Here is a 24,507-nt window from a genome sequence, read left to right on the forward strand (position 1 = left end):
TTAGCGAAATCAGCCAAATGTAACTATAAAAATGGATCGTAACCAAACACAACGTATGATTGGTGAAAGCTCAGCATTATCGGATGTCTTTGACCAAGTATCACAGGTCGCGCCGCTAAATAGGCCCGTTCTGGTTGTCGGAGAGCGTGGTACCGGCAAAGAACTCATTGCCGAACGATTGCACTTTCTATCGACACGATGGGATGCGCCCATTTTAAAAGTAAACTGCGGCGCTATCAGCGAAACCTTATTGGATGCTGACTTATTTGGATACGAACCAGGGGCTTTTACCGGCGCCAATAAGATACACAAAGGGCGCTTTGAACGCGCAGACGAAGGCACATTATTTTTAGATGAGCTCGGTAATATGTCCGCTCAGTTACAAGAAAAACTTCTCAGGGTAATCGAGTATGGTGAGTTTGAGCGATTAGGCGGACAAAAGACGTTGAAAGTGAACGTACGCATAATTGCGGCCACCAATGAACACTTGCCCGAGCTTGCACGCAATGGGAAATTTCGTGAAGACTTGCTCGATCGATTAGCCTTTGATGTTATTACCATCCCGCCACTGCGTTCTCGCGAGAATGATATTTTACGGCTGGCGGAACATTTTGCGGTATCGATGAGTACCGAATTGGGCTGGGAAGTGTTTCCAGGGTTCTCGCTTGATGTTCAGGACGAACTCAGAGCCTTACCATTTTATGGCAACGTTCGAGAGCTTAAAAATATTGTCGAGCGAAGCGTTTACCGGTGGGGTAACCCACTTGAAGAAATCAACCATTTGGTTGTTGATCCATTTGAATCCCCATGGAAACCTAGCTCTAATCATCTACAATCGTCTACCAGTAAAACTGAATCACTAGACCCTACGTTGGGATTCAGTGAGCAAGTAGCCCGCTTAGAGGTTTCTTTATTAACTCAGGCGCTCGATAAAAATGACCAACATCAGGGCAAAGCTGCAGACGTATTGGGTCTCACTTACCACCAATTTCGCAGTCAGTTGAGAAAGCACGGCTTAATCGGAAAAGATAAAGCCGGTTGACACCAAAGTCGAATAGACATGACTCCCGTAAAAGCGCTTACTGAAAGAAAAAAGTGAGTGTTATGGCCAATCAACAATTATTTACGACCGTTATATTAACGTTAATCAGTCTTATCTTTGCTGGGATGCTACTGTCTTCGCCATATCAAGTTTGGATGGTGCTCGCCGCCATTGGTTTAATCACCGGGCTGCTATTCAAAGGTGGGCAACGCCATGTGATTACAGGGTTTGCGATAGGGATTGCACTGACACTTGTACGCGAATACATGAGTTACGGAGAGGTGGTTAGAGTAACGGCTCCGGTCTACTTAGCCGGCTATCTTTTTGCCATCGCAACCAGCTTATTCGTCAGAACCGTAAAACTAGCCGTGATGAAACGATTCGGTAATTCGCTTGCACCGGACGCAACTTAAATGATTCTTGTGACTCGCATGTGAACAGCCTTATTTAGCTAGATATAGCGCCAAATGTCGGCTATCGTCTTTTAAGTTGCCAAAAAAAGCCACGAACTAAACGTCGTGGCTTTTTTATTTGCCGCTTTAAAACACAAAACTGGTTTTATACGGCTTCAGAACCCGTTTCACCGGTTCGGATACGGATGACTTGCTCAAGGGGTGACACAAATATTTTGCCATCGCCTATTTTACCGGTGGCTGCTGCTCGTGAAATCGCGTCGATCACGGCTTCCACTTTTTCATCATCAATGGCGATTTCCAATTTGATTTTTGGCAAAAAATCTACCACGTACTCTGCACCACGGTACAGTTCGGTATGACCTTTTTGGCGCCCAAACCCTTTAACTTCTGTCACAGTGATGCCTTGGACACCCACTTCCGACAACGCTTCTCTTACGTCATCGAGCTTGAATGGTTTGATGATTGCAGTCACCAGCTTCATAGAGTATTCCTTTGTAATTGTTATCTGTTCAACCTCAACAGTTTACTGAGGCTGGCCTTGTAATATCAAGACCAGGTTAACGAGGTATAACCTCTAAAGCTCACGGCTGGATTTAATGACTTTACTCACAATACCGTATTCAATAGCTTCTTGTGTTGTCATCCAGTTATCACGCTCAATGTCTAAGCGTACGCGCTCAATGGGCTGCCCAGTGGTATCAGAGATGGTACGAGCTAACCGTTCACGCATTCTTATAATTTGCTCGGCCTGAATTGCGATATCACTCGCCTGACCACCGACTCCGCCAGAGGGTTGATGAATCAAAAATCGAGTGTTCGGTAAACAAAAGCGGTCTTCTTTATCGGCCGCTAAAAAGATATGCGTGCCCGCACTCGCCACATACCCTGTACCCACAACTTTAACTTTAGGCTCAATAAATTGAATCACATCGTGGATGGTATCACCGGCTTCAACATGACCACCTTGGCTGTTGATAAACAAAACGATGTCATCATTGGATTCTTCAGCCAGCGCCAACAATTGAGCGGTAACGCGCTTTGCCATTTTTTGGTTAATTTCTTCAACAATTAACACCTTGCGACCCGAGAATAGGCGTTCTCCTACAGGATCTAATGATTTTTCTTCGTCTTTCACAATACTCTCCTTTGAATCAATCACCACAGTATAGCGCGTGTTCGACCAATGATTTAGTTTAGCAACGGAATGAATCAACTTTCTTTTTCAATTTCGCGCTAAGTTATTGAATTACCTGTATTTCTGATTACTTTAACGGCATTCGATGCCAGCCACCAGCGGCTCTAGCTTAGCCACTTATGCACAGAGGTTATCCCAAGAGTTATCCACAGATACTGTGCATTAAAATATTAACTGGCTTGCGCTTGCTCAATTTGCTCTGACAGATCGAGCCATTCTAATTCTACCGCTTCAACTTCTGTCTTTAATTGGCCTTGCTCTTTTAAGAGAGGCTGTAGCTTAGATTTATTGTCGGCTTCATATAGGGTTGGGTCAGCCAATTGAGTTTCAACCTCCACCAACTTTTGTTGCGCTTTGTCTAAACGGGCTTCGGCTTTTTTGAATGCAGATAATAAAGGTTTTAATTTTTCACGTTCAGCGGCTCTTGCTTGGCGTTGCGCTTTTTTATCATTGACTAGGTCTGCACCTTGATCCGCGCTTGCCGGCACCGCGTTAGGCGCTTTCAGCAGAGCTTGAAAGTAGTCTTCTAAATCACCTTCGTATTGTTCTACTTGTCCATTGCGAACCCACCAGAACTCATCAGCGGTTGAATTAAGCATGTAACGATCGTGTGAAACCAATATAACCGCGCCATCGTATTCTTGTAACGCAATGTTCAGCGATTCTCGCATTTCTAAGTCAAGGTGGTTAGTCGGTTCATCCAGCAAGAGCAAATTAGGTTTTTGCCAAGCAATCATTGCTAAAGCGACGCGTGCTTTTTCGCCTCCTGAGAAATTCACGATGGCTTCATCCGCCCGTTCACCTGAGAACCCAAATCGTCCAACAAAATTTTTCAACACCTGATCTGAAGCATCGGCATCTAAACGTCTTAGATGTAAAAAAGGTGAGGCTTGTTCATCAAGCGATTCCAATTGATGCTGCGCAAAATAGCCTATACGTAAATTATGCCCTCGAATAACTTCCCCAGACTGCGGTATTAAATCGCCGACGATGGCTTTAATTAACGTCGATTTACCCGCACCGTTAACGCCCAATAGCCCCAAGCGTGAACCGGGTTGCAAAGAAACGTTCACGTTTTTCAAAATAGGTTGGTTTGTTGCATAGCCTAAATCTACGTTATCTAAACTGACAACAGGATCAGAAACACGTCCACCCGTAGGGATCGTAATATTGTATTGATAACTGATAGAGGCGGGCGCTGTGAGCGTTAGTTTTTCGAGCATCTTTACTCGGCTTTGCGCTTGTTTCGCCTTTGACGCTTTCGCTTTAAAGCGCCGTACAAACGATTCTAAATGTTCTTTTTGCTGTTGCTGCTTATCAAAGGCTTGTTGCTGCTGCGCTAAACGTTCACCTTTTTGACGTTCGTATTGGCTGTAGTTACCTCGATAACCGATTAACTTTTGCTGTTCGAAACTCACAACCTGCGTAGCGACACCATCCATAAAGTCTCGGTCATGGGATATCAGTAAAAGCGTTCCGGGATACTGTTTTAACCATTGCTCCAACCAATAGCAGGTATGCAAATCTAAATGGTTGGTTGGTTCATCTAATAATAATAAGTCGGAAGGACACATTAACGCGCGTGCAAGGTTTAGCCGAACTCGCCAACCACCAGAGAATTCACCAACCGGCTTTGCAAATTCATTCACGTTAAAGCCTAAACCCGCCAGTAACTGTTCGGCCTGGTTTTGCTTTTCGAAAGCATGATAGGTATCGAGCGCACCGAGCGCTTGTGCCATTGCATCATCATCATGTTTGTTTTCAGCTTCGGTCAGTGCGCGTTGCAATTGTCGTAACGGTTGGTCACCATCCAATACAAAATCAAGAGCACTGCGATCTACCTCTGCAATCTCTTGTTTCATGTGCGACAATCGCCAATGCTTAGGCACTTCTACCGTTCCGGCATCGACTTGCAGTTCATTTTGCAAAACCTTAAACAAGGTCGTTTTGCCCGTGCCATTTGCGCCAATTACCGCAATGCGCTCACCGGTATTGAACGTGACAGAGGTATCATCCAATAAGGATTTACCGCCAAGTTGTAAAGAAATATTAGAGAGTTTTATCATGGGGCAGAAGTTTACCAACGTGTCGTACGCTAAGCCATTGTGGAAGTACGCTAATAATGTTTATTCTGGAAATAAAGCGGCTTTTCTCAATTTCCAAAACACCGAACAATTGTGCGTGAATGATCTCATTGCCCTAGGGTTTTGTTTAAATCACCAATTGAAGTCAGATCATCCCTGGTGGCAGAACCCTGATTTACAGTCGTTAAGAGTGATTATTGGACAACTCCGAACACTTCGTGATCGACCAGAATATCGACCCTATAGAGATATCATTCTCGATATAGAATTAAGATGCGAACAACAAGATCTAGACATAATCGCAGAAAGCCTCGTATCTGACCATGACAACTCTCTCTTATTCGAACAATATTGTGCCCACTACACGGTGGCAAACGCATCGGCATTAAAGGCATTTATTGCAAGTCTAAACCCAAAAAAAGGAGCCTAAGCTCCTTTTTAGTAAAATCTATACCAATTTAGGCATCAGATTTAGGATCGAACAGGCTACGACCTTCAGATGGTGCTGTATTAACAACAGGTTCTGCAGGTTTAGCCGCTGGTGCTGGTGCACTGATAGGTGCCGCCGGAACACTAGGCTTTACAACAGGTGCCGGAGCAGCGGCAGGTTTCACTTGAACGCTCGGCTTTTCAACTTTCTTCACTGGTGCTTTTTTAGCGACAGGCTTTTTAGCTGGCGCCTTCTTTGCGGCCTTTTTAACGGCAGGCTTTTTAGTTGCTGTCGCTTTTTTAGCCGCAGGCTTCTTAGTTGCAGCCTTTTTAGGAGCGGCCTTCTTCGCAGCAGGCTTTTTAGCGACTGTTTTTTTAGCGGCAGCTTTCTTTACTGTGGCTTTTTTAGCCGTTGTCTTTTTAGACGTTGCCGTTTTTGCCGCGGCTTTTTTAGCAGCAGGTTTCTTAGCTTTTGCTTTTTTCGCTGCAGCAGCTGCTTTAGCTTTCGCCTTCTTTAAGGCTAACTTCTCTTTCTCTTTAGCTTTCTTCTCAGCGGCTTTGGCTTTCTTTTCAGCGGCAGCGGCGGCTTTTTTCTCTGCGGCGGCTTTCTTCTTCGCTTCTGCAGCGGCTTTTTTAGCAGCCGCTTTTTCTGCAACCTTACGTGCAGCTTCTTCAGCCTTTCTTAAAGCAGCTACGCCTTTTTGATACTGATCGGCAAGTTTTTGTTCAAATTTGTGTGCGGCTAAGGTTTCTTTAGCGGCTGATAATTCATCTTTTAGAGTTGCAACAGTGGCTTTCGCAGCTGCAACAGCTTCAGCTGCTTTCGCAGTCGCTGCTTTACCTGCTGGTGTTTTCTTAGCCGCTGCTTTTGCTTTCTTCGCAGTCGCCGCTTTTACTTTAGCGGTTGCCGCTGTCAGTTTTTTGGTGAGTTGGGCCACTTCTTTATCGGCTGCTTTTAATTCTTTTTCCTGCTCTTTCGCTATCTGAGCTTCAAGCTTTAGTAAGTCTTTGTTCAATTGATCGACAACTGAAACCGCTTTTTTCTGAGCGGGTGCTTTCTTAGCGACAGTTTTTTTAACAGCTTTTTTGGCTGTTGTTTTTTTCGCAGTTGCTTTTTTAGCAACCTTTTTTGGAGCAGGTTTTTTTACAGCTTTCTTTTTAGTGGCAGCCATGATCGAGTTCCTCTTTCAATGAAAAATTTCACGCACGTTTTTAGTACCGCCATACTATTGTTATCACCTGTAAAAATTCAAGCAATAAAGACGAATAAAGGCGGTTTTTTTGCTGTTTTAGCTGTTTTCGTCAATCCAATCGACTAATTTTTGCCAATCGCTTAAATCTTTCTTTTGTGCATTTTGTAAATCGTGAATGCCTAAGCCGTATTCTGAAGCACGAATATAGTATTGAGTGTCTCTAATAGTAGATACAAAAGGAATTTTTAAACTTTTCAAAAACAGTTCAAGCTTCGAATAAACAAGGGTGTTTTTACGAACACGGTTCGCAACCACGGCAATTTTCTTTTTATTTGAACGATATGCTGCACTGAGAAAGAGTTCTTTTATAAAAAAAGTGGTGGCGCGAATATCAATTGGGGAAGGCGTGACCGGTATAATGATAAAATCACACTCGCGTACGAGGTCGTTTAAAAGCATACCACTCAGGCCTGCTGGCGTATCAATCACAACTTTGGTGGTCTTTTCTGGCAAATTTCTTAAATACCAGGTCCGAGTCACATGGCCCGTTGCCTTTTTAAAGGCATTAACACCGTGTATTTTGGAACGGACATTTTGACGTAATTGCAGCCATTGAGCTGATGAACCTTGTGGGTCAAAATCTATTAATGCGCATTGTTCATCACGACTCGCATAGAAGCTAGACAAATTAGTTGCAACGGTTGTTTTGCCGCTACCACCTTTAGCGTTAGCCACTAATATTCTTGTTGGCGTGGGTGTATTGACAACACGGGCACGCGATTCAGATACTGACAGTGTATTTACCATCTTTACTCCTATCGATGTTCCATCATGCTAACAGATATTCCTTAAGGTCAAAACGTATATAGGTAACCGTTTGATCCAACGGCGATAAGCCGCCCTCCTTTATAGCCAACATCTAACACCGATGTACTTTTTAGTGCATGCTTAGCTTCTGTTCCAATACGCCAACGCGATAACTTTTTACCCGTCTTCGCATCAAATTCAAAAATATCACGGTAGGTTGTCCCGGTAAGTAGTCGAGAATCGCCCATAAAGGTTGCACTTGTAAGTCTGTATTTTGCAGTTTTCAGTTCAGCAATTTTTTTCCGCGTCGCTAAATTCCAAAGTTCCGCTTTTTCACTGGAAGGAACCATTAACGCAATAACGCCTGTTTCACTCAATTTTACTAACGATACCTGATTCGAATATTTAAACTCTCGAATCATGCTGGCATCTCTTGTATTCCAAAGTATAGCTGAGTTGTCTTCGGAGCCTGTTAATGCGATCCCAGCCTGGATATTAAGACTGACACTGATCACCGGGCCTCCGTGTTGAAACTCTCTTAAAACGCCACCGTTTTGAATGTCGAACAATACAGCTTGGCCGTTATCCATGCCCAGCAATGCAAATCGCCCATCGCCGGATAAATCGGCCGATTGAATTCTAGAGGGCGCTTCCCAAAATGCGACAGACTCACCAGTCGCGGTATTCCATAACACTAAATTATAGTAGTTAGCCGTTAATGCATACTTTCCATTCGAAGAGAAAGAAGAATAGAGTATTTCAGTCAAGAAACCTGCTCGGTGATTCCAATTATACAGGCGCGCGTATTTGGGAATATTCCAATAACTGCCACCATGCTGCAACGAACCAATCACTAGGTTTTGCCCTTGAGGATCGATCGATGCTGAATATGCACCTTGCATAGCAAGTTGTTGATGCTTTTCAGGGCCCGTTGGCCAACAGGCAACAAGTAGCGGTATGCAAATAAAAATTATAAGGTGTTGTATACGCACACAAACTCTCAATAAAAACCAGACTGATACTATAGAGTGTAGCATTGACACAGGGGAATGTGTTTTGGGGTTTGTCCGGTCTTGGTACTTACGCACATAAAAATAGTTAATGAGGAATGCACATGTTATTAGCACAATGCCATTGTGGTCAGATATCTGTCACCGCCACACATAAGCCCAGTACCGTGACGGAATGTAATTGTTCCATATGCGGCCGATTTGGTGCCCGTTGGGCTTATTACAAACAAATCGAGGTTACGGTTAAAACAACAGGTTCTGAAACCCACACGTATCGCTGGGGCGATGAGGACATTGACTTTCACCACTGCCCAAATTGTGGCTGTATGACCCATTATACCGGCACCGGTAAACAAAGTGAGCAGGATCGTGTCGCCATTAATACGAGAATGTGCAACCCGCAAGATATGATCGACATTACTGTTCGGCACTTTGATGGCGCTGACACATGGCAATATCTAGATTAACTTTATTTTTTTGCACTTATAAACGTTTCAAAATGGCAGACACTCATAATTAAACTACGCTATATAGGAAGTAGAGGAGCATCCTTTGTATCGTCAAAGTTTAATAGTGTGGGTCTGTTTTTTGTTCGTGATACCATTTTCTAGCGCTACTGAGTTTAAAATCAGTAGCGAAGATCTTGTATCCGGTCAAAAAATCGAATTAATTGGCGAATGGTGGTTTGAGTTTGGCGAGCACCTTTCGCCCGAAGCCCTTACTTCGGCAATTAATCAAAATACTTTGATTAAAGTACCCAGCCCCGCTAGTTGGCATGACTTTTTAGACCAAGACAAAGCTAACCCTAGCTTACATGGTATAGCAACCTACGCCGCCCGAATAAGTTTCGATAGCCTTACCGATGAACCTTACAGTGTGGCAGTGCCTTTTATTAATGATGCTTATCGAATTTTGTGGATGCCATTTGGGCAGCCAGAACAAGCGATGGTTATTGGTGAATCCGGCGATTGGCAAGTGGGTATGATCAACTCCCGCGAAGACTTGCTTTACCCTTTGCCGACGCTAAAAGACGCACTATTAGTGATATACGTTGCTAAAACGCAGTCTTTTCCAGGTGGCATTCGAGAACCTATCGCATTGCAAAACACGATCGATGCTCAAAATATGAGAGACTTAACCACCTTTGCACGCGCATTGATGATGGGCGCAATATTGATCATGAGTATTCACTATATGGTGCAATACTTTCACTGGCGAAAAAACATCAGCCTACTAATTCTATCGCTCATTTGTTTGGTTATGTTTGTTCGCTCATTGGGCGTTTCAGGTTATACCGATTTAATCTTGTCTTACTTTACGCCACATCATTTTGTTATTCGCCTTCGCCTTGAATATTTGTCTATTATTGTCGGTCCGCCCTTGTTTTGGCACTTTATTCAATCGCTGTTAAACGAATACCTATCAAAGCGATTTATTATTTCGATTTGGGTGTACACACTCACGTTCGCAACCCTAGCTATGTCTATTCCGTTTTATCTCATGACTAAGTACTTGCTGCTTATTCAGCTTCATTTAGGGATTATATCGGTGCTTGTGTTGTATAGCCTCCTTGTTCCCGTTCTGCGCGGTGAGCCCTTTGCTCGCTTAATGTTGGCTGGCACCGGCATCATTGTGGTGGGCGTACTTAATGACCTTTATGCGTCAGTATCAGACACTTACCATATTTATCTGATCGAATTTTTTGGCTTTCTATTCTTGATTTTCCAGGCGCAATTAGTGGGAATAAAACTGAATGAGACTGTTAACCTAGCGGCACGCCTTAAATCGGAAAAGCAAAAGCTCGAACATAAACACGACCGCGTCATTTTAGAAGGACAGTTGGATCACCTTACCGGTCTCTATAACCGCAAAGCATTTTCTGAGTTGTTTAGCCTAACTTGGCAAAGCGCAATGATCAGCCAAGAAACCGTCAGCATCATCATTATGGATTTAGATCACTTTAAGGAAATTAACGATACTCATGGTCATTTAATCGGTGATGAAGTTCTGGTTTATACAGCTTCTTTATTACGCAGTCAGAATCTACGCAAAGGAGATTTTATCAGTCGCTATGGCGGTGAAGAGTTTGTTGTTGTATTACCCGATACGCATTTAGAAGATGCCTACAATATTGCTCAAAACCTTCGCAAAGCAATTGCCTATGGTCCTGCCTATCAAGATGAGCAGATCTCCTTGACGATAACAGCCAGTTTAGGGGTATACGCCACCATTCCCAAAGAGGAAAACTATCAACACGCCCTCGCTAAAGCGGACGAAGCTTTATACAAAGCTAAGGATAACGGGCGCAACTGTGTGGTCAGCCTTATTAACTAACTCGTTTGGAATGGCGCTGAAGGTTTAAATGCAAAAAGTTTGGCTAAGAATACGTCCGGTAATTTCTCGATTTGATTGTTATACAGCATTACCGCATCGTTATAACCTTGGCGAATCAAGGCTAACTCGTCTTCTGCTTCGCTCATTTGTTGCATAATTAACTCGATAGGCTTATTGGCTTTTAAATCTGGGTATTGTTCTACCAACGCCAAAAGAGAGTGCTTGGCCGCGTTTTGAGTCTTCAACTGAGTTTCTGCTTCAACTACGGATTCTCCTACGGGAGTTACTTGAGATCTTGCATTAACCAATTGCTTCATTACGTCGGATTCGTGCGATAAGTAAGCACTGACAATTTCAGCCAAGCGTGGAAAAAGATCGGCTCTTTTTTGCAACAAGGTATTAATATCAGCCGCAGTTTTATGAATTCTTTGCCTTAAAAAAACCAAACTGTTGTAGTGCATTATCACAGTGATACCCAACAATATAGCGGGGACAACGAGGGAAACCTTCAGAAGATCGAGCGGACTAAAGTTACTTTGCAAAGTTAGCCACATGGTAGCGGCCACAATCCCAAACATCAGCGCAAAACCCGTCAGTAAAAAACCATTCACGCCATTGCCTAGAATCACTTGTTGCTCAGTTTTTGCAGAGATTAGAAACTTCATCTCTTTATTTGGGTCTTCTGCTAATATGAGCTGGCCTGCTGTTTCGGTATCGATTCGTGCAAAGCCTAAGCAATAGAGTTGTGCGCCAGTCGCCAACCATTTTTCGGTGTAGCGGCGAGATCCTTTTTGTTCAACTTTTTGATCGGAGTATTCAATATTAGCTCCATTAGGATTAACTCGAACGCGCCCAAGTTCGTCTTTTAGCGAAAATGACACACGTTCCGCACCAGATTCAATTTCAACCCACTTTTGGTTTTTGCCAGTGCCTTGTTTTTGTTCTATGCAGTATTCATAGGCAAAACATTCTTGCTGATTAAGTGGGCTAGTCAGAGCATGGGTGTGAGTCTTAGCTTGACCATTTAATTCGGCTAATCCATAGCTTAGGCCGGTTGTTTTGGAGGTTGGAATAAATTCAACTAAGCGCTTAAAACGTATGGCTTTTAGAGCAGAGCCAATAAACACCAAACAAATAATGGCACCGACTATAGCAAGTAGAGAGCCTAACCAAACCGGTTTTAAACGGCTGAAATCACGTATCAGTGCGGCTTCTTGGAGTTGTTGCTGCTCTTGCTGTGACCAAACATTTGGTTGAGTTTTAGTGTCAAAAAAACTAGAAAACAATGCACTGTCTGGCCAGCCTTGAGCGCTTTGTTCAATGCGTACAAAATATTGATACAAGTCTTGCTCAGCACTTTTGTTATTTGGTTGATGTAAGACCCCTTCGGATCTTAATGAATACAACCGCTCAGCTCTTTGCCAATCTATTTGCACCCAATGCAATCCAAGATAGGAAAATGCACCCATGAGTCCCAATGTCATAGTAACTACAAATACCCAAAAACGATGAACCGCAAAGCTCGACAGCAGCAATGCAAAGCCAATCGCCAATGCTCCAGCCGATGCGCTGAGTATTAAGCTAATGCCTAACAAAGACTGACCTGTAGATTCATTTAGCGCGTCGTTGGTAACGAATTTTGGGAGAGTCATATTTGATTGCAACTCGAGGGTTTGGTTTTCAGAACCGTAGGTGCCCGTCAACTGAATAGCATCACCCGAACGCAAGGTCTGTTCTGTATAAGTTAAGTCCCCTGTTTTATGTTGGTAGGTTTGCGGGGCAATAAAACGAATATCCGATAACCTAAAACCTGGGTCAACTTGGACCTGCGCTGTGTTGTCTTGAATAAAAAATGGAGTCGCACTTTTACCGCTTTCTAACGTTCTGGTTTGTTGATTCCCGTCCGAGTCCGTATAGGTTTCAGTAAGCTCATAGTGGTAATACACAACCGCATCATCAGAATAGGGCGCAATAATGCTAGTAGCCTTATTTGTGATAGTACCCGACACTAAATATTCGCCTTTGGTCAATGCTGACAAAGGCGATACCGGTAAACGATCGAGCTGACGGACATCAGCCAGTTTGGAAAAGCCCACTGTAAAACCCAAAAGGGCTAACCCCATTAAACACAAAGCGATGCAAAAATACGCAATTCGACGTACCACTAAAATCTCCTTTTAATGAGCCTGATCAATAGATTCACTGGCCTGTTGGTTAAATTTCCTTACACTACACGGCAACCATGAATCTGAATAGGATCCAGCATGACCGAATTAAGTGTGAATGTGAATAAAATAGCCTTGTTGCGAAATTCACGTGGCCACGACACGCCTAATGTTGTGGGCTTTGCTAAGAAATTTATTGAGCAAGGCGTAAAGGGCATCACCATTCACCCCCGACAAGATGAGCGGCACATTACACGACAAGATGCGCGTGACCTTGGTGATTACATTCGCCCTTTGAACGGGGTAGAACTCAATATAGAAGGGTATCCTAGTGAAGACTTCTTGCAACTGATCGAAGAAATCAAACCTGACCAAACCACCTTGGTTCCGGATGCACCAGACCAAATTACATCCGATCATGGTTTTGATTTTCATACCCAAGCTGAGTTTTTGGACCCAATTCTAGCGCGCTTAAAAGCCACGGGGACTCGTGCGTGTGTCTTTTTAGACCCTGATGTAGAGCAAGTACGGCTGGCCGCTCAATCAAAAACTGATCGCATAGAGTTATACACAGAAGAATACGCTCGAACTTACCATCAGCCAATTCACCAAGAGGTGCATGCTCGTTACAAACAAGCGGCGATTGAGGCTCAAAAATTAGGGCTTGGTGTCAATGCTGGGCACGATTTGAGTTTAGAAAATCTAGCTAAGTTTGTGACCATTCCAGGAATTCTGGAGGTGTCGATCGGCCACGCACTTATTGTTGAATGTTTAGAATTCGGCTTGCCATCCGTGGCTCGTCGATATTTGCACATTTGCAATGGCTAGCTAAAGTTAAGCTGATAGCGATAGGTCGTCTCTGTCAGCTTAAATTCCTCATGCACACTCGGTGTCCAAGAGTCATCACCACCAATACCCATGTGACGGTGATCTATATTAACCACCCATCCTGCTTCGGACTCTAATTCATGGGGATGTTGGGCGCTTGCTAAGCTAAGTTGACTGTAACGGCTTACGCTAAATTGAAATAGTCCACTAACCCGCAACGAACCAATTTTTGCTTCACGCACATCGCATCGTAATCCGTTTTCCGAAGGGTAAATGTAAGGTGTATATAGCGCCTCTTTAGTTTCACTGTAGCGGCCAATCAGCGCAGATTCACACCGATCGGGATAGTTTTCATGGGGTCCACGACCATACCAGCTCACCTTTTCAGAGTTGTCAGGCACTTGAAATGAAATACCCACCCGAGCCAATGACGGCAAATCAGGACTGACATTATTCGTAATTTCAATATGCCATTCACCGTTTGCAAAAAAACGATAACGCCAGGTCGATTCTATAATGGCATGACCGTTTCCAAAGTAACGTTGAACCACCAGCACTTCTAGAGCACCCTTTGACGACTTAAGGAGCTCTACCGAATCACATTGTCTTTGCAATGCATCAATGCCGAATCGCTGCCACTGTACCATCGGTGCATTTGGGTCAAGTGCACTGGCTTCACTGACTCCGATATCGTTGTCTATGGGGGCTCGCCAGAAGTTGTCGACTGGCGGCGTCAATAGTTGCGATTCACCCGATTTATGCCAGCCGATTAATAAACCCTGGGTTGGATCGATCTCCCAACGACTGTCCGCAGCTGAAATAACCCAATGCTGGTGTTGTTCAATTTCAATGTTATTCGAATCGGTTTTGAATCGCTCAGGCATCGAAAGTTGGCTGGGTAAATTAAATTGTGCTTGGGCCGTAGTATGCCCAGCTTCACTCCATGGCGTTGCCTTTTTATGGCAAACATTCAAACTTAAAAAGTATTCTCGGCCGGGTTTAGGGTCTGGAAGCTTTTCCGCCAAAGCGATCTCGAGCGATTCACCAGGGCTCAGCTGTAAGTCGATGATACCTGACTGAATGGGCTCGCCGTTTTCCAAGATACGCCAATGCAGCTGCTCATTATCGGTACTCCTAAACAAATACTCGCTGTAGGCACAAACAATAAGTGGGTGAGCCGAAACCAAATTAAATTGAATATGTTGCTGACAATATTTTGCTTCAAAAGCACTCGGGTGCGGACTTCGATCAGGGAACATAAGACCATTTATACAAAATTGCCGATCATTGGGTTGATCACCAAAATCACCTCCGTAAGCATAATAATGGTGACCTTGCTCGTCTTGCTGACTTATCCCTTGATCTACCCAATCCCAAATAAAGCCGCCTTGCAGCCGAGGGTATTCTCGAAACGCTTGCCAGTATTTGTTAAATGAACCCAAGCTGTTGCCCATCGCGTGTGCATATTCACATAAAATAAGTGGGCGCGATTCGTTAGGTAGGCTAATCCATTTTTTAAGCGCCCATTTAGGGACTGCAGGATGCGGGACTTCGGAATCAACACGTGCATACATTGGGCAAATGATATCCGTGGCCGCTGTATCGGCACCGCCACCTTCGTACTGCACGGGTCTTGTGGGGTCTGTGGCTTTTACCCATTGATACATAGCGTGATGGTTTTTTCCGACCCCCGATTCATTACCTAACGACCACACAATGACGCAGGGATGATTTCGATCGCGCAGCACTAATCTAATGATTCGATCCATATAGCTGTTCAACCACAGAGGGTCTTCTGACAGTCGAGAAACAGGCGCCATGCCGTGAGTTTCAATATTAGCTTCATCTACCACCAGTAATCCATACTGATCACATAGATCATAAAAATCTGGATGGTTAGGGTAGTGTGCTGTACGCACCGCATTAAAGTTGAACTGCTTCATCAAGATAACATCGCGTTCCATACTGTCGTTACTCACAGCATGGCCCTGAATTGGGTCGTGTTCATGGCGATTAACGCCTCGAATGAGCACCGGCTTTCCATTTAAGCGCAACTGACCTTCTTTGATTTCAACACTCCGAAATCCAACCGAGGTAGCTTCGGTATCTAACACGTCTCCCTGTTCATTTTTTAATGACAAAACAAGCCGATATAAATAGGGGCTTTCATCGCTCCATTTTTTAGGTTCCGTAATTGCAATGCGCAGCTGACATATTTCACGGTAACCACCAGCTTCATCAACTATTTTTGAACCGAGTAACGATGTTTCAGAAGCCACGCAAAGTTTGTCGGCATCAAATAGCTCGGCACAAACGGTTAGGCCAGCTTGAAGAGCCCCTTGAATGCGAGTTTCGACGATTAAATCAGCATCGCGATAGCAGGCATCTAATTGTGTCTGTACCCAATAATCTTCGATACCGGTTGTTGGCTTGACCAACAATGATACATCTCGAAACAACCCGCTCAACCACCACATGTCTTGGTCTTCTAGATAAGAGCCGTCACTCCAGCGCACGACAATCACGGTCAAGTTATTGATGCCCTTATGTACACAAGCTGAAATATCGAACTCTGCGGGTAAACGACTGTCTTTACTCAGACCAACAAATCGCCCATTACAATAGACGTTTAATAAGGAGTTAGCCCCTTCAAAGACCAGCCTAATTTGCTTAAGCACATCATGTTCGGTTAATTCAAATTCGGTTCGATAAACGCCAGTCGGATTTTGGGCTGGCACCTTAGGGGGAATCACTTCAAATGGGTATTGAACGTTGGTATAAATTGGCCGGTCGAACCCTTCTAATTGCCAATTAGCCGGTACTTTGATCGTACTTTCAAAGTTATGGTCGGCGTCTAGGACTTTTTCTGGAATGTCCTCAGGGCGATCATAAAAGGCAAACTTCCATTGGCCATTCAGACTACGACGTTGAGATTGCTTATGTAAGGCTTGCTGTTGATTTTGAAAGCCATGCAGAGGTGCATGTGCCGTCAAAGTCTCGATTTGAGTAATGCTCGGATTTTCCCAAGGTCGAGAAGCAATAAAATCTCTAATCGTTATCATTATGGCCTCTAATTAGTCTTTTTTAAGGATGTAGCGTAATTTTGGTAACGTTTTCAAGACTATAGAGATTTTAGTTAAACAAGGCAAATTAAGCTGTATTGCTCCGGGTGAGGCTCTTTAATTAGGTTTCAATCGAGATGCTTTTGACAAAGCCATGAAGGCAATAATTGCCATCAGGGTACATGCCACAAATACACCCCGAATACCGATCATTTGCGCTAAAACACCGCCGCCTAAAGCACCTGCCAAACCGCCCATTCTTATGGCATTAGTGTATAGAGTTGAAGCCATGCCCATACGGCCTTTCATTAAGGCTTGGAAAACCGATATCCCCAACCCCGCCATAATGCCGATAAATGCACCATTGAAAAGCTGAGCCATAAACAATATCGATAAATTTTGGCTAAAAAATATCAGGCTATAAAAAACCACGCCCATTAAAGCAGCAAACTTAAGTGGAGAAAATAACGGCCAATGATTCGAGCGTGCCCCCGTGTATATCATCATGGGAATTTCTAGCCCAGCCGTAAAACCCATTAGTAAACCGGGAATAACCGCAACAAAATTTAGGTTTTCTTGGAGGTAAATTGGCATATATACGATGTACATATTGTTAGCAGCGAATACGGCAGCCATAGCTAGAACTAACCATTTTAGACGAGGATCCGTCAGTTTCACCTCAGTAGTTTTAACCTGCAATGGTGCGTCTTGAAAGCCTTTAAGTGAAACTAATGACAACAAAAAAATGCCCGCGCAAATAAATGAGAGGCCGCTAAAACCAATTAACGAAAACAAAATGTAAGCCAACGGCGGCCCAATAATCCAACTAAACGAAATAGAAGCACGCAATAGGCTTTGAAAGAGTGCAGCATCCTCTTCTTCGACTAAATCTCGAGCCATGGCAAATATTTGCGGCTGAATCGGAGATACGGCCGCAAACAAAGCCATGCCCGTAACCATCAAAACAATATAGTGAGTCGATACGCCCAAGCCGATCACGGAGAAAAAACTAATCCAAGCCCCTTTTTGAATAATGCCTAATCGGCTTAAGCCAGAATCAGAATGGTTCGCGATCCAATGGCTGACAACAATGCCTGATAATGTATTCGCCGCAAAAATAAAGCCGATCCACAAGGGTTCTATACCCATGTTTAGTGCAAGGTGCGTACTTAAAACCGGCATAATGGAGGCGCCGGCCATACCCATGCTTAAAGACAACAGCAAGAGCTTAAATCTCATCCGATCTTTAAATATTAACGTTAATTGCTCAAGCATGGAGATCTTCATTAACCCAGCGCCAACCAAAACGCGACACCAATCATGAGCGTGCCCGATATGCGGTTTAGCAATTGAACATTAGAGGATTTCGCTAATAATTTACTCAGCGTTTGACCACCGCTGGCATAAGATAACAGCGCTGAAAATTCGATAAGCAATATCATAAATACTAAAACACTGAGCTGCATTGGCATGGGAAGCGATTCATCGATGAAGGGTGGCAAAAGAACCATAAAGAAGGCCCAGCCCTTAGGATTTGCAATGGCCGTAACAAAGCCTTGAGTCATCAGTGCTTTTGCTGAGACATTCGGCTGAACATTGGCATCGGTCGGTATCGCCATTTTACCTTTGGATTGCCACATTTGAATGCCCAGCCACGCCAAGTAAGCGCCACCTAACCATTTAAAGGCCGTAAACACCATGGGTGCGCCAAGCATAATGGCGGCAACACCCACAACCGCGCAGATGGCAACTATGCCAACCCCGACTAATTCACCTAACATCATCCACAGCGCTCTTTTAACTCCAAGCGTAATGCCTAGTGTCATTGAAAGCGTCATACACATGCCCGGTGTAAACGAAACAAACAAAAACGTGGGTACAAATGCAACGAGGAGAGCCCAATTTAACATCTTCTTCCTTAATAAGTTTTGAGACCTGTTTAAGATTAGTGACACTTCGCGCTATGCTACACTGTGACCAAATTAGACTATTCACCGTGCCAATCGGTGTCATCAAGGAGATTCCACCATGGGACTAAATAAAAAACGTATCGCTTCGCTGGTAGTTTTATCCGCGGCCACTGGTTTTAGCATGGCTGATGTCGGTGTGCTCGATAAATACGACTGTCATAAACATCAACAGACGAAACAATATCATTGTCATGGGGATGCTAACAATGCCAAATTGGGAGGCTTGATCGTCAGTGCAGGTGCTCGTTCGCAAGTTTGGTCGGTCGGTAATAACAGTGTTTACCTTTTAGCCGGTGCCGGTGTTACCGGTGAATACACCCATATGTGGTACGCGGTAACGGCGTCCTATTATGGAAAATACCTATTAACCGCAGATTTAGAAGCCAATGAATCGGTACTTCAAACCGGTTGGGATGCGGGTATTAAAGTCGGTCCTGGTGTTGGTCGTATTGGCACCAAGCATTATGTTTTAGCCGGATGGAGTGGATCTACATTAACCAACAGCATTGACGACACAACCGCCGAGTTAGGCGGATATTATGTGGGCGTAGGTACTGGCTATAACTGGCCAGCGATGAGCCTGGATGCCAGTGTCGTATATAACGATCCAACCACCGCAAACGACTATGTGGAAAGCACGCAATCTGAGTCTGTGGCTTATGATATCGGCGCCCAGGTAAGTTTAGGGGCTCGCTTCTAAACGGATCGAATCAACGCAATATGAGCAAGGCCTGTCTTGCTCATTGTCTTCAAAAATTTCACTTCAATAACGTACAGTTGCTGAAAGTTAAAGAACGGTGACCTTAGATAAATGAGAAACCAACTAATGGCAACGCTGGGTTGTTTGATGGCTAGCGTTGTTTTGGCGAGCCCTGGCGCAATAGATCGATACGGGTGCCATAAAGACAGCTCGAATAATTACCATTGCCATGGTGACTTGACACAAGCTAAACGAATTCACACTTTAGTAGGCCTAAATTTGGGTTCTAGAATTTGGTTTTATGGCGATGGACCGGCTAATTTTTTTATAGGCCCAAGTTTAGAAACCGAAGTAGCCTTTGATGCACTTGCTGTTAGAGGCGGGTATACACTAAAACCTTTATGGTTTGGTTCAAGCGGTTATTCATTGTCGGGTTGGGATGTTGGCGTCAAGCTAGGAAAAGGTTTGTCACGCTTAGGAAAACATAGCTTTTTAGAAGTAGGTTATTTTAACACGCCATTTAAACGACCCAATAAGACTGATGTGGTAATATCGGGCTTACAATTTGGTGCCGGGTTTATTCTAAATACTGAGAACTGGTCGTTCGATGGTCGTATAACCTATCGCGATGTGTCTAAACTTGAAGAATATTGGAACTATCAAGAAAACATTCCAACAGAAGCAGCAGATTATACCTTTTCAGTTGGAATGTATCGTCGGTTCTAATGCAACGATTCGCCACCAGCATCGGCTTCAACAGCCATTCCTAAGCGGACATGTAAATCGGCCGCTTTAGGAAAATTAGCTAACACCTGGTCGGCTAATTGTTCGGGTCTTAGTTTTGATTTTTTCTGTTTTAAGAATGCTTTGGCATTGTCTGTACTGGCAAAAAAGCTCAGTGCAAATACTTGTGAAGTCAGTTCTTTTTGCAACTCATTCGGTATTTTTACCGACCATATCGACGAAATTCTGTCATAACCCGCACTAAAGCCTTGGCTAAAACTGTTTAATTCACTGCCCGGTTTCAACCCTTCAAGCGCATCGCCTGCATCGGGTAAATTATATTTTTGCGAAATCATCCGCTTTTTAAGGTGCATTTGGTATGAAATGAGCAGATTCACGGCTGTGGCTGCTTTTTCATCATCTGGCAGCTGAACTAACGGCAATAAATCCCCTAACCAATCGGTAGGTGATACGGTTGCTGGTGCACTGCTGATGGCAAATAAATAGCCATCTATCGTACTCATATTTGCATGAAGATCACTGATAATAACTCGATCAGTTTCGCTAAGTTGCTGTAAACGTCGGGAAAATTCGTCTAAACATTCACGATAAGTGTAACTACTGGCCCATTGGCTCATTGTGAGTCCTTCGGTTTATTTGCTTCAAAACTGGCTTGTTGCTGTGCATTGGCAGGTGTTTGATAATTTTTCTTCCACTCAGAATAAGGCATTCCGTAGATGTGTTCCCGTGCCGTATCTGAATCTATTTCAAAGCCTTTTTCCAGTGCGGCTGCGGCATACCATTTAGACAAACAGTTTCGGCAAAACCCAGCTAAATTCATTAAATCTATATTCTGGACATCTTTTCGGTCATCTAAATGCGCCAACAAACGTCTAAACGCTGCCGCTTCGATTTCGGTTTGAGTTTGCTTATCCATGTTTTCCTCTATTAACCGCCTGCTATTTTTACAGTGTAACCGCGCTGCTCCAGTTCTTCTTTTAGCAGATCTCGGAAATCACCTTGAATTTCAATAACACCTTCTTTGACTGTTCCGCCCGTTCCACATCGCGTTTTTAACTTTTTAGCGAGTGCTCTAAGCTCAGATGGTACTAATAACACTCCCGTAATAAGCGTGACACCCTTGCCTTTACGGCCTTTGGTTTCACGTTTTAATCGAACGATTCCATCACCTTCTGGCACAACATCATTAGAGCACAAACATTGATCAACGGCTTGATCACAGACGGGGCATATTCGACCTTGTTCAGTGCTATATACTCGTGAACCGCCTCCAAATAGGGCATCTAAATCAGACAATTGGGTCGCTTTTTTCTGCGCCATAGTAAGTGTACCTAGTTTCATTGTAGCCTAAGCCAAGTATTCTCAGCTTAGGCGTACAAACGAATTAAACGATATCGAGTAATTCTACTTCAAAGATTAACGCTTGGTATGGGCCAATCGCACCACCGGCACCTTGTGCGCCATAAGCTAGGTGATGAGGAATATAAAGCTTCCATTTATCACCAGGCACCATTAACTGGAGCGCTTCGGTCCAGCCGGCAATAACACCGTTTACGGCAAATTCAATTGGCTGGCCACGATCCACTGAGCTATCGAATACATCGCCCGATATTAATGTTCCGTGATAGTGAGTCTTCACTTTAGAATTAACCGCTGGCTTTGTAGCCGATTCGTCCCCGGATTTAATAACTTCATATTGCAATCCAGATTCCGTCACCGTTACTTCTTCGCGTTTAGCGTTTTCAGCTAAAAAGTTTTCGCCTTCTTTCGCGAGTTCCTTTTCTTGCTCAGCCTGAACTTTTGACATTTCTTCACGGATAACGTCATAGGCTTTTTGCATATCCATTGGGTTGATAGGATCGGCAACGCCAGTGAATGCTTCGACAACACCTGCAGCAACTGCGTCGATATCCAAACCTTCAAAAGGTTGTTCTAGAAGTTGGCCACCCATTTGACGACCAATACCATAACTGACTTGTAGCTGAGGCGTGTTGTATTTAGACATAGTAATTCCAATTGGTAAGTGTATTTAGGCTTAAAAACGAAGCCCATAAAACGGCGCGCAGTTTATCACATTTCTGCAGATATTTGAGTTAAGGCTTGTTTAAAAGCAGCAACAGGTTGGCCACCAGAAATGGCGTATTTGTCATTCACAATAAAGGTGGGTACTGACGTTATACCCAGCTGTTGCATTTTATTTTGTTCTTCTCGCACATCTTGGGCAAATTCGTCGCTGTTCAGTACATTTTCAGCGGCGTCTTTATCTAACCCTACAGATTCAACAACAGTTAAAAGCTGTACAGGATCACTCAAATCTAGATTTGTCGTAAAGTGTGCATCGAATAGCGCTAATTTTAACGGCGTTTGTTTATCAAAGCGTTTGGCCCACGTCAGTAGTCGATGGCAATCAAAGCTGTTAATCATGCGCATTTTCTCTGAAAAGTTAAATTCAAAGCCTGATTCTTTGCCACGGTCGATTATATTTTGTCGGTTTTGATCGCTTTGCGCTTCGGTAATACCGTATTTCTCCATCAAATGTTCTCGGAGATCTTGGCCTTCTTTCGGCATGGCGGGGTTAAGCTCAAACGCATGCCATTCTATATTCGCTTGTATCGAATCATTCAATTCATTTAATGCGGCGTCTAAGTTGTTATAACCCACTACACACCAAGGGCACATAACATCCGATACGATATCTATTTTTAGGTTTTTCAAATGAGGTCCTTAATTGCGATCATTCTTTAGATCGTAAATGATCACCAAAGTTTAATTTACTCGCTTTAATGCGTGCGTAGTTTGAAAATACAAGCCATAGATAACTTTAATGCGCTAAACTTGCCCATATATATTCATTTCTAGTCATTATTGAGAAAGCACATGTCTGTCACTATCCGTGCAAATGTACCAATCCCTCTTACCAACCAAGCCGTAGAAACTAAATTCATCAGTTTTTCAGGTTTTTCTGACAATAAAGAACACATCGCAGTGCTTTTTGGACAACCTACCGAACAAGACGCGCCATTAGTGCGAATACATTCAGAATGTTTAACAGGTGACGTCTTTGGTTCGCAGCGGTGTGATTGTGGAGAACAACTTGAAGAAGCGCAGCGCTTAATGAGTGTAGAAGGTGGCATTCTGCTCTACTTAAGACAAGAAGGCCGCGGTATTGGTCTCTATAACAAATTAGATGCCTACGCCCTGCAAGACAAAGGAATTGATACTTATAAAGCCAATGAGATGCTGGGCTTTGGGCACGATTTACGCGACTTTGGTCCAGCCATTGAAATGTTAGCCAGCCTCAACGTTAAGCGCGTTCGGTTATTATCCAATAATCCTCATAAGGCCGACGAACTAGAGCAAGCCGGTATTGAGGTAACAGAAAGAGTTGATACCGGCGTATATGTGAATAAATATAATGCCGGCTATCTAAAAGCTAAAGTGGAGCAGCAAGAACACCGCATAAACCTAGAAGATAACGACAGTTAGGTGGTTTTTAGCTTACTTTCCGCAAAACTATAATGTGGATAACTTTGTAGATAAACATTGAGTAACCAGTTGTATAACCTATGATTAAGCCGTGATAAGCTGGGAATAAATGGTAGAGGGCACCTCATTGCAGTATTTAGAAGAGTTTTTAAACGCTCCCGATGGACACGAAATTCCGGTCAGACTCTGGCGACCTGAGCCTTGCGAACAGCTGTTGGTCATTTCTCATGGTATGGCTGAATATTGCGAGCGTTATGCACCGCTAGCTGAGTTTTTAACTGAACAAAATATTGCTGTTCTTGCTATTAATCATCGCGGCCATGGAATGGATTGCCCCGACGATGATTTAGGCCACTACGCCGATGATCAAGGCTGGCAAAAAGTTATCGATGATTTACATCAAGCTATCGAATACGGCCGCAAAGAAATCCCTAATGTGAAGGTAAGTCTGCTCGGACACAGCATGGGCTCTTTTATTAGCCAAGCTTATATTCAACAATACGGCCAACGTTTAGAGCACCTGATTCTCAGTGCTACAAACCGAATTGATCGACCTAAGTTACATGCCTCAAACCTGTTAATCTCTGCCATCAAAGCCTTTAAAGGAAAAAGAAGCATTAGTACGTTTGTCACCCAAACGGCTTTTTCTCCTTTTAACGCAAAGTTTAAGCCTAATAGAACTGAGTTTGATTGGATATCTCGCGATGAGGCTGTAGTTGATGAGTATATAGCCGATCCATTTTGTGGGTTTGATTGCACGCTCGGCCTGTGGGCAGACTTTATTTCTGGCATGTTGGCGATTCAACCTAAATCTTGGCCTAATGACGTGAAGTTGCATCTTTTGTCTGGTACATCAGACCCTGTCGGAGATATGGGTAAAGGGGTTAAATTACTCGCGAAGCAATTGAAGCAGAGCGAAAAAAACCTTCAAAGCGTTAAACTTTATCCACAGGCTCGACATGAAATTATCAATGAGAGCAATAGGGAGGAGGTGTGGCAAGACATCTTAACTATTTTGAAAACAGGTAAAACGCTTTAATAT

The 24,507-nt window shown here is 43.7% G+C and carries 28 protein-coding genes; 12 read left to right on the forward strand and 16 right to left on the reverse strand.

Translation table 11 applies throughout. The features are described from left to right. Positions 1-31 precede the first annotated feature (31 nt). Complete coding sequence (gene pspF, locus QWZ13_RS01800) at positions 32-1,042, forward strand: phage shock protein operon transcriptional activator (RefSeq protein WP_290280253.1); 1,011 nt, start codon at positions 32-34, stop codon at positions 1,040-1,042. Positions 1,043-1,104: 62 nt separating this feature from the next. Further along, on the forward strand, positions 1,105-1,455 hold the full coding sequence (locus tag QWZ13_RS01805; protein WP_290280255.1) for a hypothetical protein: 351 nt from the start codon (positions 1,105-1,107) through the stop codon (positions 1,453-1,455). A 145-nt stretch (positions 1,456-1,600) separates the two neighbouring features. Here the strand turns inward: QWZ13_RS01805 and glnK are convergent, their stop codons facing one another. The 3 genes from glnK to QWZ13_RS01820 all read right to left on the reverse strand — a co-directional run bounded on the left by glnK (position 1,601) and on the right by QWZ13_RS01820 (position 4,671). Beyond that, entirely contained in the window at positions 1,601-1,939 is a 339-nt protein-coding gene (gene glnK / locus QWZ13_RS01810) for a P-II family nitrogen regulator (protein WP_216000842.1), read from the reverse strand. A 93-nt stretch (positions 1,940-2,032) separates the two neighbouring features. Beyond that, the gene (locus QWZ13_RS01815) at positions 2,033-2,671 is read right to left on the reverse strand and encodes an ATP-dependent Clp protease proteolytic subunit (protein WP_290280257.1); all 639 of its coding nucleotides are present in this window, start codon (positions 2,669-2,671) and stop codon (positions 2,033-2,035) included. A gap of 152 nt (positions 2,672-2,823) precedes the next feature. Beyond that, the gene (locus QWZ13_RS01820) at positions 2,824-4,671 is read right to left on the reverse strand and encodes an ATP-binding cassette domain-containing protein (protein ID WP_353958964.1); all 1,848 of its coding nucleotides are present in this window, start codon (positions 4,669-4,671) and stop codon (positions 2,824-2,826) included. Here QWZ13_RS01820 and QWZ13_RS01825 point away from each other — a divergent pair. Continuing rightward, positions 4,607-5,167, forward strand: a complete 561-nt coding sequence (locus QWZ13_RS01825) for a hypothetical protein (RefSeq protein ID WP_290283440.1) — start codon at positions 4,607-4,609, stop codon at positions 5,165-5,167. The genes QWZ13_RS01820 and QWZ13_RS01825 overlap by 65 nt on opposite strands. Positions 5,168-5,195: 28 nt before the next feature. Here the strand turns inward: QWZ13_RS01825 and QWZ13_RS01830 are convergent, their stop codons facing one another. After that, positions 5,196-6,338 (reverse strand): hypothetical protein, encoded by a 1,143-nt coding sequence (locus QWZ13_RS01830; RefSeq protein ID WP_290280262.1) that lies wholly within the window; start codon positions 6,336-6,338, stop codon positions 5,196-5,198. An 18-nt stretch (positions 6,339-6,356) separates the two neighbouring features. Between QWZ13_RS01830 and QWZ13_RS01835 the strand changes: the two genes are divergently transcribed. After that, positions 6,357-6,485 carry a hypothetical protein gene (locus tag QWZ13_RS01835; protein ID WP_290280264.1) on the forward strand — a complete coding sequence of 43 codons (129 nt, stop codon included), beginning with the start codon at positions 6,357-6,359 and terminating at the stop codon, positions 6,483-6,485. Here QWZ13_RS01835 and QWZ13_RS01840 read toward each other — a convergent pair. Beyond that, positions 6,456-7,166, reverse strand: a complete 711-nt coding sequence (locus QWZ13_RS01840) for a nucleotide-binding protein (protein WP_216000847.1) — start codon at positions 7,164-7,166, stop codon at positions 6,456-6,458. The two genes, QWZ13_RS01835 and QWZ13_RS01840, sit on opposite strands and share 30 nt — an antisense overlap. A 47-nt stretch (positions 7,167-7,213) precedes the next feature. Continuing rightward, on the reverse strand, positions 7,214-8,293 hold the full coding sequence (locus QWZ13_RS01845; protein WP_290280266.1) for a WD40 repeat domain-containing protein: 1,080 nt from the start codon (positions 8,291-8,293) through the stop codon (positions 7,214-7,216). Here QWZ13_RS01845 and QWZ13_RS01850 point away from each other — a divergent pair. After that, a complete protein-coding gene (locus tag QWZ13_RS01850) occupies positions 8,281-8,643 on the forward strand; it encodes a GFA family protein (RefSeq protein WP_290280268.1) in 363 nt (120 codons plus the stop codon). The genes QWZ13_RS01845 and QWZ13_RS01850 overlap by 13 nt on opposite strands. A gap of 85 nt (positions 8,644-8,728) precedes the next feature. Then, positions 8,729-10,510 (forward strand): sensor domain-containing diguanylate cyclase, encoded by a 1,782-nt coding sequence (locus QWZ13_RS01855; protein WP_290280270.1) that lies wholly within the window; start codon positions 8,729-8,731, stop codon positions 10,508-10,510. Here QWZ13_RS01855 and QWZ13_RS01860 read toward each other — a convergent pair. Next, positions 10,507-12,675: a LemA family protein gene (locus tag QWZ13_RS01860; protein WP_290280273.1), complete on the reverse strand. Its 2,169-nt coding sequence runs from the start codon at positions 12,673-12,675 to the stop codon at positions 10,507-10,509. The genes QWZ13_RS01855 and QWZ13_RS01860 overlap by 4 nt on opposite strands. Positions 12,676-12,774: 99 nt before the next feature. Here QWZ13_RS01860 and QWZ13_RS01865 point away from each other — a divergent pair, with 99 nt between their 5' ends. Then, complete coding sequence (locus tag QWZ13_RS01865) at positions 12,775-13,503, forward strand: pyridoxine 5'-phosphate synthase (protein ID WP_216000852.1); 729 nt, start codon at positions 12,775-12,777, stop codon at positions 13,501-13,503. Here QWZ13_RS01865 and QWZ13_RS01870 read toward each other — a convergent pair. From QWZ13_RS01870 to QWZ13_RS01880, 3 genes are all read right to left on the reverse strand, one after another. After that, positions 13,500-16,565: a beta-galactosidase gene (locus tag QWZ13_RS01870; RefSeq protein WP_290280275.1), complete on the reverse strand. Its 3,066-nt coding sequence runs from the start codon at positions 16,563-16,565 to the stop codon at positions 13,500-13,502. The two genes, QWZ13_RS01865 and QWZ13_RS01870, sit on opposite strands and share 4 nt — an antisense overlap. A 117-nt stretch (positions 16,566-16,682) precedes the next feature. After that, positions 16,683-17,870, reverse strand: a complete 1,188-nt coding sequence (locus tag QWZ13_RS01875) for an MFS transporter (RefSeq protein ID WP_290280277.1) — start codon at positions 17,868-17,870, stop codon at positions 16,683-16,685. Next, positions 17,852-18,475 carry a LysE family translocator gene (locus tag QWZ13_RS01880; protein ID WP_216000855.1) on the reverse strand — a complete coding sequence of 208 codons (624 nt, stop codon included), beginning with the start codon at positions 18,473-18,475 and terminating at the stop codon, positions 17,852-17,854. The genes QWZ13_RS01875 and QWZ13_RS01880 overlap by 19 nt, the downstream gene beginning before the upstream one ends. Between QWZ13_RS01880 and QWZ13_RS01885 the strand changes: the two genes are divergently transcribed. The 3 genes from QWZ13_RS01885 to QWZ13_RS01895 all read left to right on the forward strand — a co-directional run bounded on the left by QWZ13_RS01885 (position 18,448) and on the right by QWZ13_RS01895 (position 19,961). After that, complete coding sequence (locus QWZ13_RS01885; RefSeq protein WP_290280280.1) at positions 18,448-18,603, forward strand: hypothetical protein; 156 nt, start codon at positions 18,448-18,450, stop codon at positions 18,601-18,603. The genes QWZ13_RS01880 and QWZ13_RS01885 overlap by 28 nt on opposite strands. Then, entirely contained in the window at positions 18,594-19,235 is a 642-nt protein-coding gene (locus QWZ13_RS01890; RefSeq protein ID WP_216000856.1) for a hypothetical protein, read from the forward strand. The genes QWZ13_RS01885 and QWZ13_RS01890 overlap by 10 nt, the downstream gene beginning before the upstream one ends. A 111-nt stretch (positions 19,236-19,346) precedes the next feature. Beyond that, on the forward strand, positions 19,347-19,961 hold the full coding sequence (locus tag QWZ13_RS01895; RefSeq protein WP_290280282.1) for a hypothetical protein: 615 nt from the start codon (positions 19,347-19,349) through the stop codon (positions 19,959-19,961). On the opposite strand, the gene QWZ13_RS01900 is transcribed toward QWZ13_RS01895, so the two are convergent. From QWZ13_RS01900 to QWZ13_RS01920, 5 genes are all read right to left on the reverse strand, one after another. Continuing rightward, a complete protein-coding gene (locus tag QWZ13_RS01900) occupies positions 19,958-20,596 on the reverse strand; it encodes a UPF0149 family protein (protein WP_216000858.1) in 639 nt (212 codons plus the stop codon). The genes QWZ13_RS01895 and QWZ13_RS01900 overlap by 4 nt on opposite strands. After that, positions 20,593-20,895, reverse strand: a complete 303-nt coding sequence (locus QWZ13_RS01905) for a DUF1244 domain-containing protein (RefSeq protein ID WP_290280285.1) — start codon at positions 20,893-20,895, stop codon at positions 20,593-20,595. Before QWZ13_RS01905 ends, QWZ13_RS01900 begins: the two co-directional genes overlap by 4 nt. 11 nt (positions 20,896-20,906) lie before the next feature. Then, positions 20,907-21,320: a translation initiation factor Sui1 gene (locus QWZ13_RS01910; RefSeq protein ID WP_290280287.1), complete on the reverse strand. Its 414-nt coding sequence runs from the start codon at positions 21,318-21,320 to the stop codon at positions 20,907-20,909. 43 nt (positions 21,321-21,363) lie between these two features. Next, the gene (gene bamJ, locus QWZ13_RS01915) at positions 21,364-21,984 is read right to left on the reverse strand and encodes a BamJ family beta-barrel-assembly machinery protein (protein ID WP_252729043.1); all 621 of its coding nucleotides are present in this window, start codon (positions 21,982-21,984) and stop codon (positions 21,364-21,366) included. 65 nt (positions 21,985-22,049) lie between these two features. Further along, positions 22,050-22,694 carry a DsbA family oxidoreductase gene (locus tag QWZ13_RS01920; RefSeq protein ID WP_290280292.1) on the reverse strand — a complete coding sequence of 215 codons (645 nt, stop codon included), beginning with the start codon at positions 22,692-22,694 and terminating at the stop codon, positions 22,050-22,052. Between the two features lie 162 nt (positions 22,695-22,856). Here QWZ13_RS01920 and ribA point away from each other — a divergent pair, with 162 nt between their 5' ends. Beyond that, positions 22,857-23,465 (forward strand): GTP cyclohydrolase II, encoded by a 609-nt coding sequence (gene ribA, locus QWZ13_RS01925; protein WP_290280294.1) that lies wholly within the window; start codon positions 22,857-22,859, stop codon positions 23,463-23,465. Here the strand turns inward: ribA and QWZ13_RS01930 are convergent. Beyond that, positions 23,462-23,593, reverse strand: a complete 132-nt coding sequence (locus QWZ13_RS01930) for a hypothetical protein (RefSeq protein ID WP_290280296.1) — start codon at positions 23,591-23,593, stop codon at positions 23,462-23,464. The genes ribA and QWZ13_RS01930 overlap by 4 nt on opposite strands. Between QWZ13_RS01930 and QWZ13_RS01935 the strand changes: the two genes are divergently transcribed. Continuing rightward, positions 23,575-24,504 (forward strand): alpha/beta fold hydrolase, encoded by a 930-nt coding sequence (locus tag QWZ13_RS01935; RefSeq protein WP_290280298.1) that lies wholly within the window; start codon positions 23,575-23,577, stop codon positions 24,502-24,504. The two genes, QWZ13_RS01930 and QWZ13_RS01935, sit on opposite strands and share 19 nt — an antisense overlap. Positions 24,505-24,507: the final 3 nt, after the last annotated feature.

The organism is Reinekea marina, from assembly GCF_030409715.1.
GTDB classification, from domain to species: domain Bacteria; phylum Pseudomonadota; class Gammaproteobacteria; order Pseudomonadales; family Natronospirillaceae; genus Reinekea; species Reinekea marina.

Coding starts and splice junctions, on each gene's coding strand:
- pspF (WP_290280253.1), top strand. CDS start 32: ATGGATCGTAACCAAACACAACGTATGATTGGTGAAAGCTCAGCATTA.
- QWZ13_RS01805 (WP_290280255.1), top strand. CDS start 1,105: ATGGCCAATCAACAATTATTTACGACCGTTATATTAACGTTAATCAGT.
- glnK (WP_216000842.1), bottom strand. CDS start 1,939: ATGAAGCTGGTGACTGCAATCATCAAACCATTCAAGCTCGATGACGTA.
- QWZ13_RS01830 (WP_290280262.1), bottom strand. CDS start 6,338: ATGGCTGCCACTAAAAAGAAAGCTGTAAAAAAACCTGCTCCAAAAAAG.
- QWZ13_RS01835 (WP_290280264.1), top strand. CDS start 6,357: ATGAAAAATTTCACGCACGTTTTTAGTACCGCCATACTATTGTTATCA.
- QWZ13_RS01840 (WP_216000847.1), bottom strand. CDS start 7,166: ATGGTAAATACACTGTCAGTATCTGAATCGCGTGCCCGTGTTGTCAAT.
- QWZ13_RS01850 (WP_290280268.1), top strand. CDS start 8,281: ATGTTATTAGCACAATGCCATTGTGGTCAGATATCTGTCACCGCCACA.
- QWZ13_RS01865 (WP_216000852.1), top strand. CDS start 12,775: ATGACCGAATTAAGTGTGAATGTGAATAAAATAGCCTTGTTGCGAAAT.
- QWZ13_RS01870 (WP_290280275.1), bottom strand. CDS start 16,565: ATGATAACGATTAGAGATTTTATTGCTTCTCGACCTTGGGAAAATCCG.
- QWZ13_RS01885 (WP_290280280.1), top strand. CDS start 18,448: ATGCAACGAGGAGAGCCCAATTTAACATCTTCTTCCTTAATAAGTTTT.
- QWZ13_RS01880 (WP_216000855.1), bottom strand. CDS start 18,475: ATGTTAAATTGGGCTCTCCTCGTTGCATTTGTACCCACGTTTTTGTTT.
- QWZ13_RS01890 (WP_216000856.1), top strand. CDS start 18,594: ATGGGACTAAATAAAAAACGTATCGCTTCGCTGGTAGTTTTATCCGCG.
- QWZ13_RS01895 (WP_290280282.1), top strand. CDS start 19,347: ATGAGAAACCAACTAATGGCAACGCTGGGTTGTTTGATGGCTAGCGTT.
- QWZ13_RS01900 (WP_216000858.1), bottom strand. CDS start 20,596: ATGAGCCAATGGGCCAGTAGTTACACTTATCGTGAATGTTTAGACGAA.
- QWZ13_RS01905 (WP_290280285.1), bottom strand. CDS start 20,895: ATGGATAAGCAAACTCAAACCGAAATCGAAGCGGCAGCGTTTAGACGT.
- QWZ13_RS01910 (WP_290280287.1), bottom strand. CDS start 21,320: ATGAAACTAGGTACACTTACTATGGCGCAGAAAAAAGCGACCCAATTG.
- bamJ (WP_252729043.1), bottom strand. CDS start 21,984: ATGTCTAAATACAACACGCCTCAGCTACAAGTCAGTTATGGTATTGGT.
- ribA (WP_290280294.1), top strand. CDS start 22,857: ATGTCTGTCACTATCCGTGCAAATGTACCAATCCCTCTTACCAACCAA.
- QWZ13_RS01935 (WP_290280298.1), top strand. CDS start 23,575: ATGGTAGAGGGCACCTCATTGCAGTATTTAGAAGAGTTTTTAAACGCT.
- QWZ13_RS01930 (WP_290280296.1), bottom strand. CDS start 23,593: ATGAGGTGCCCTCTACCATTTATTCCCAGCTTATCACGGCTTAATCAT.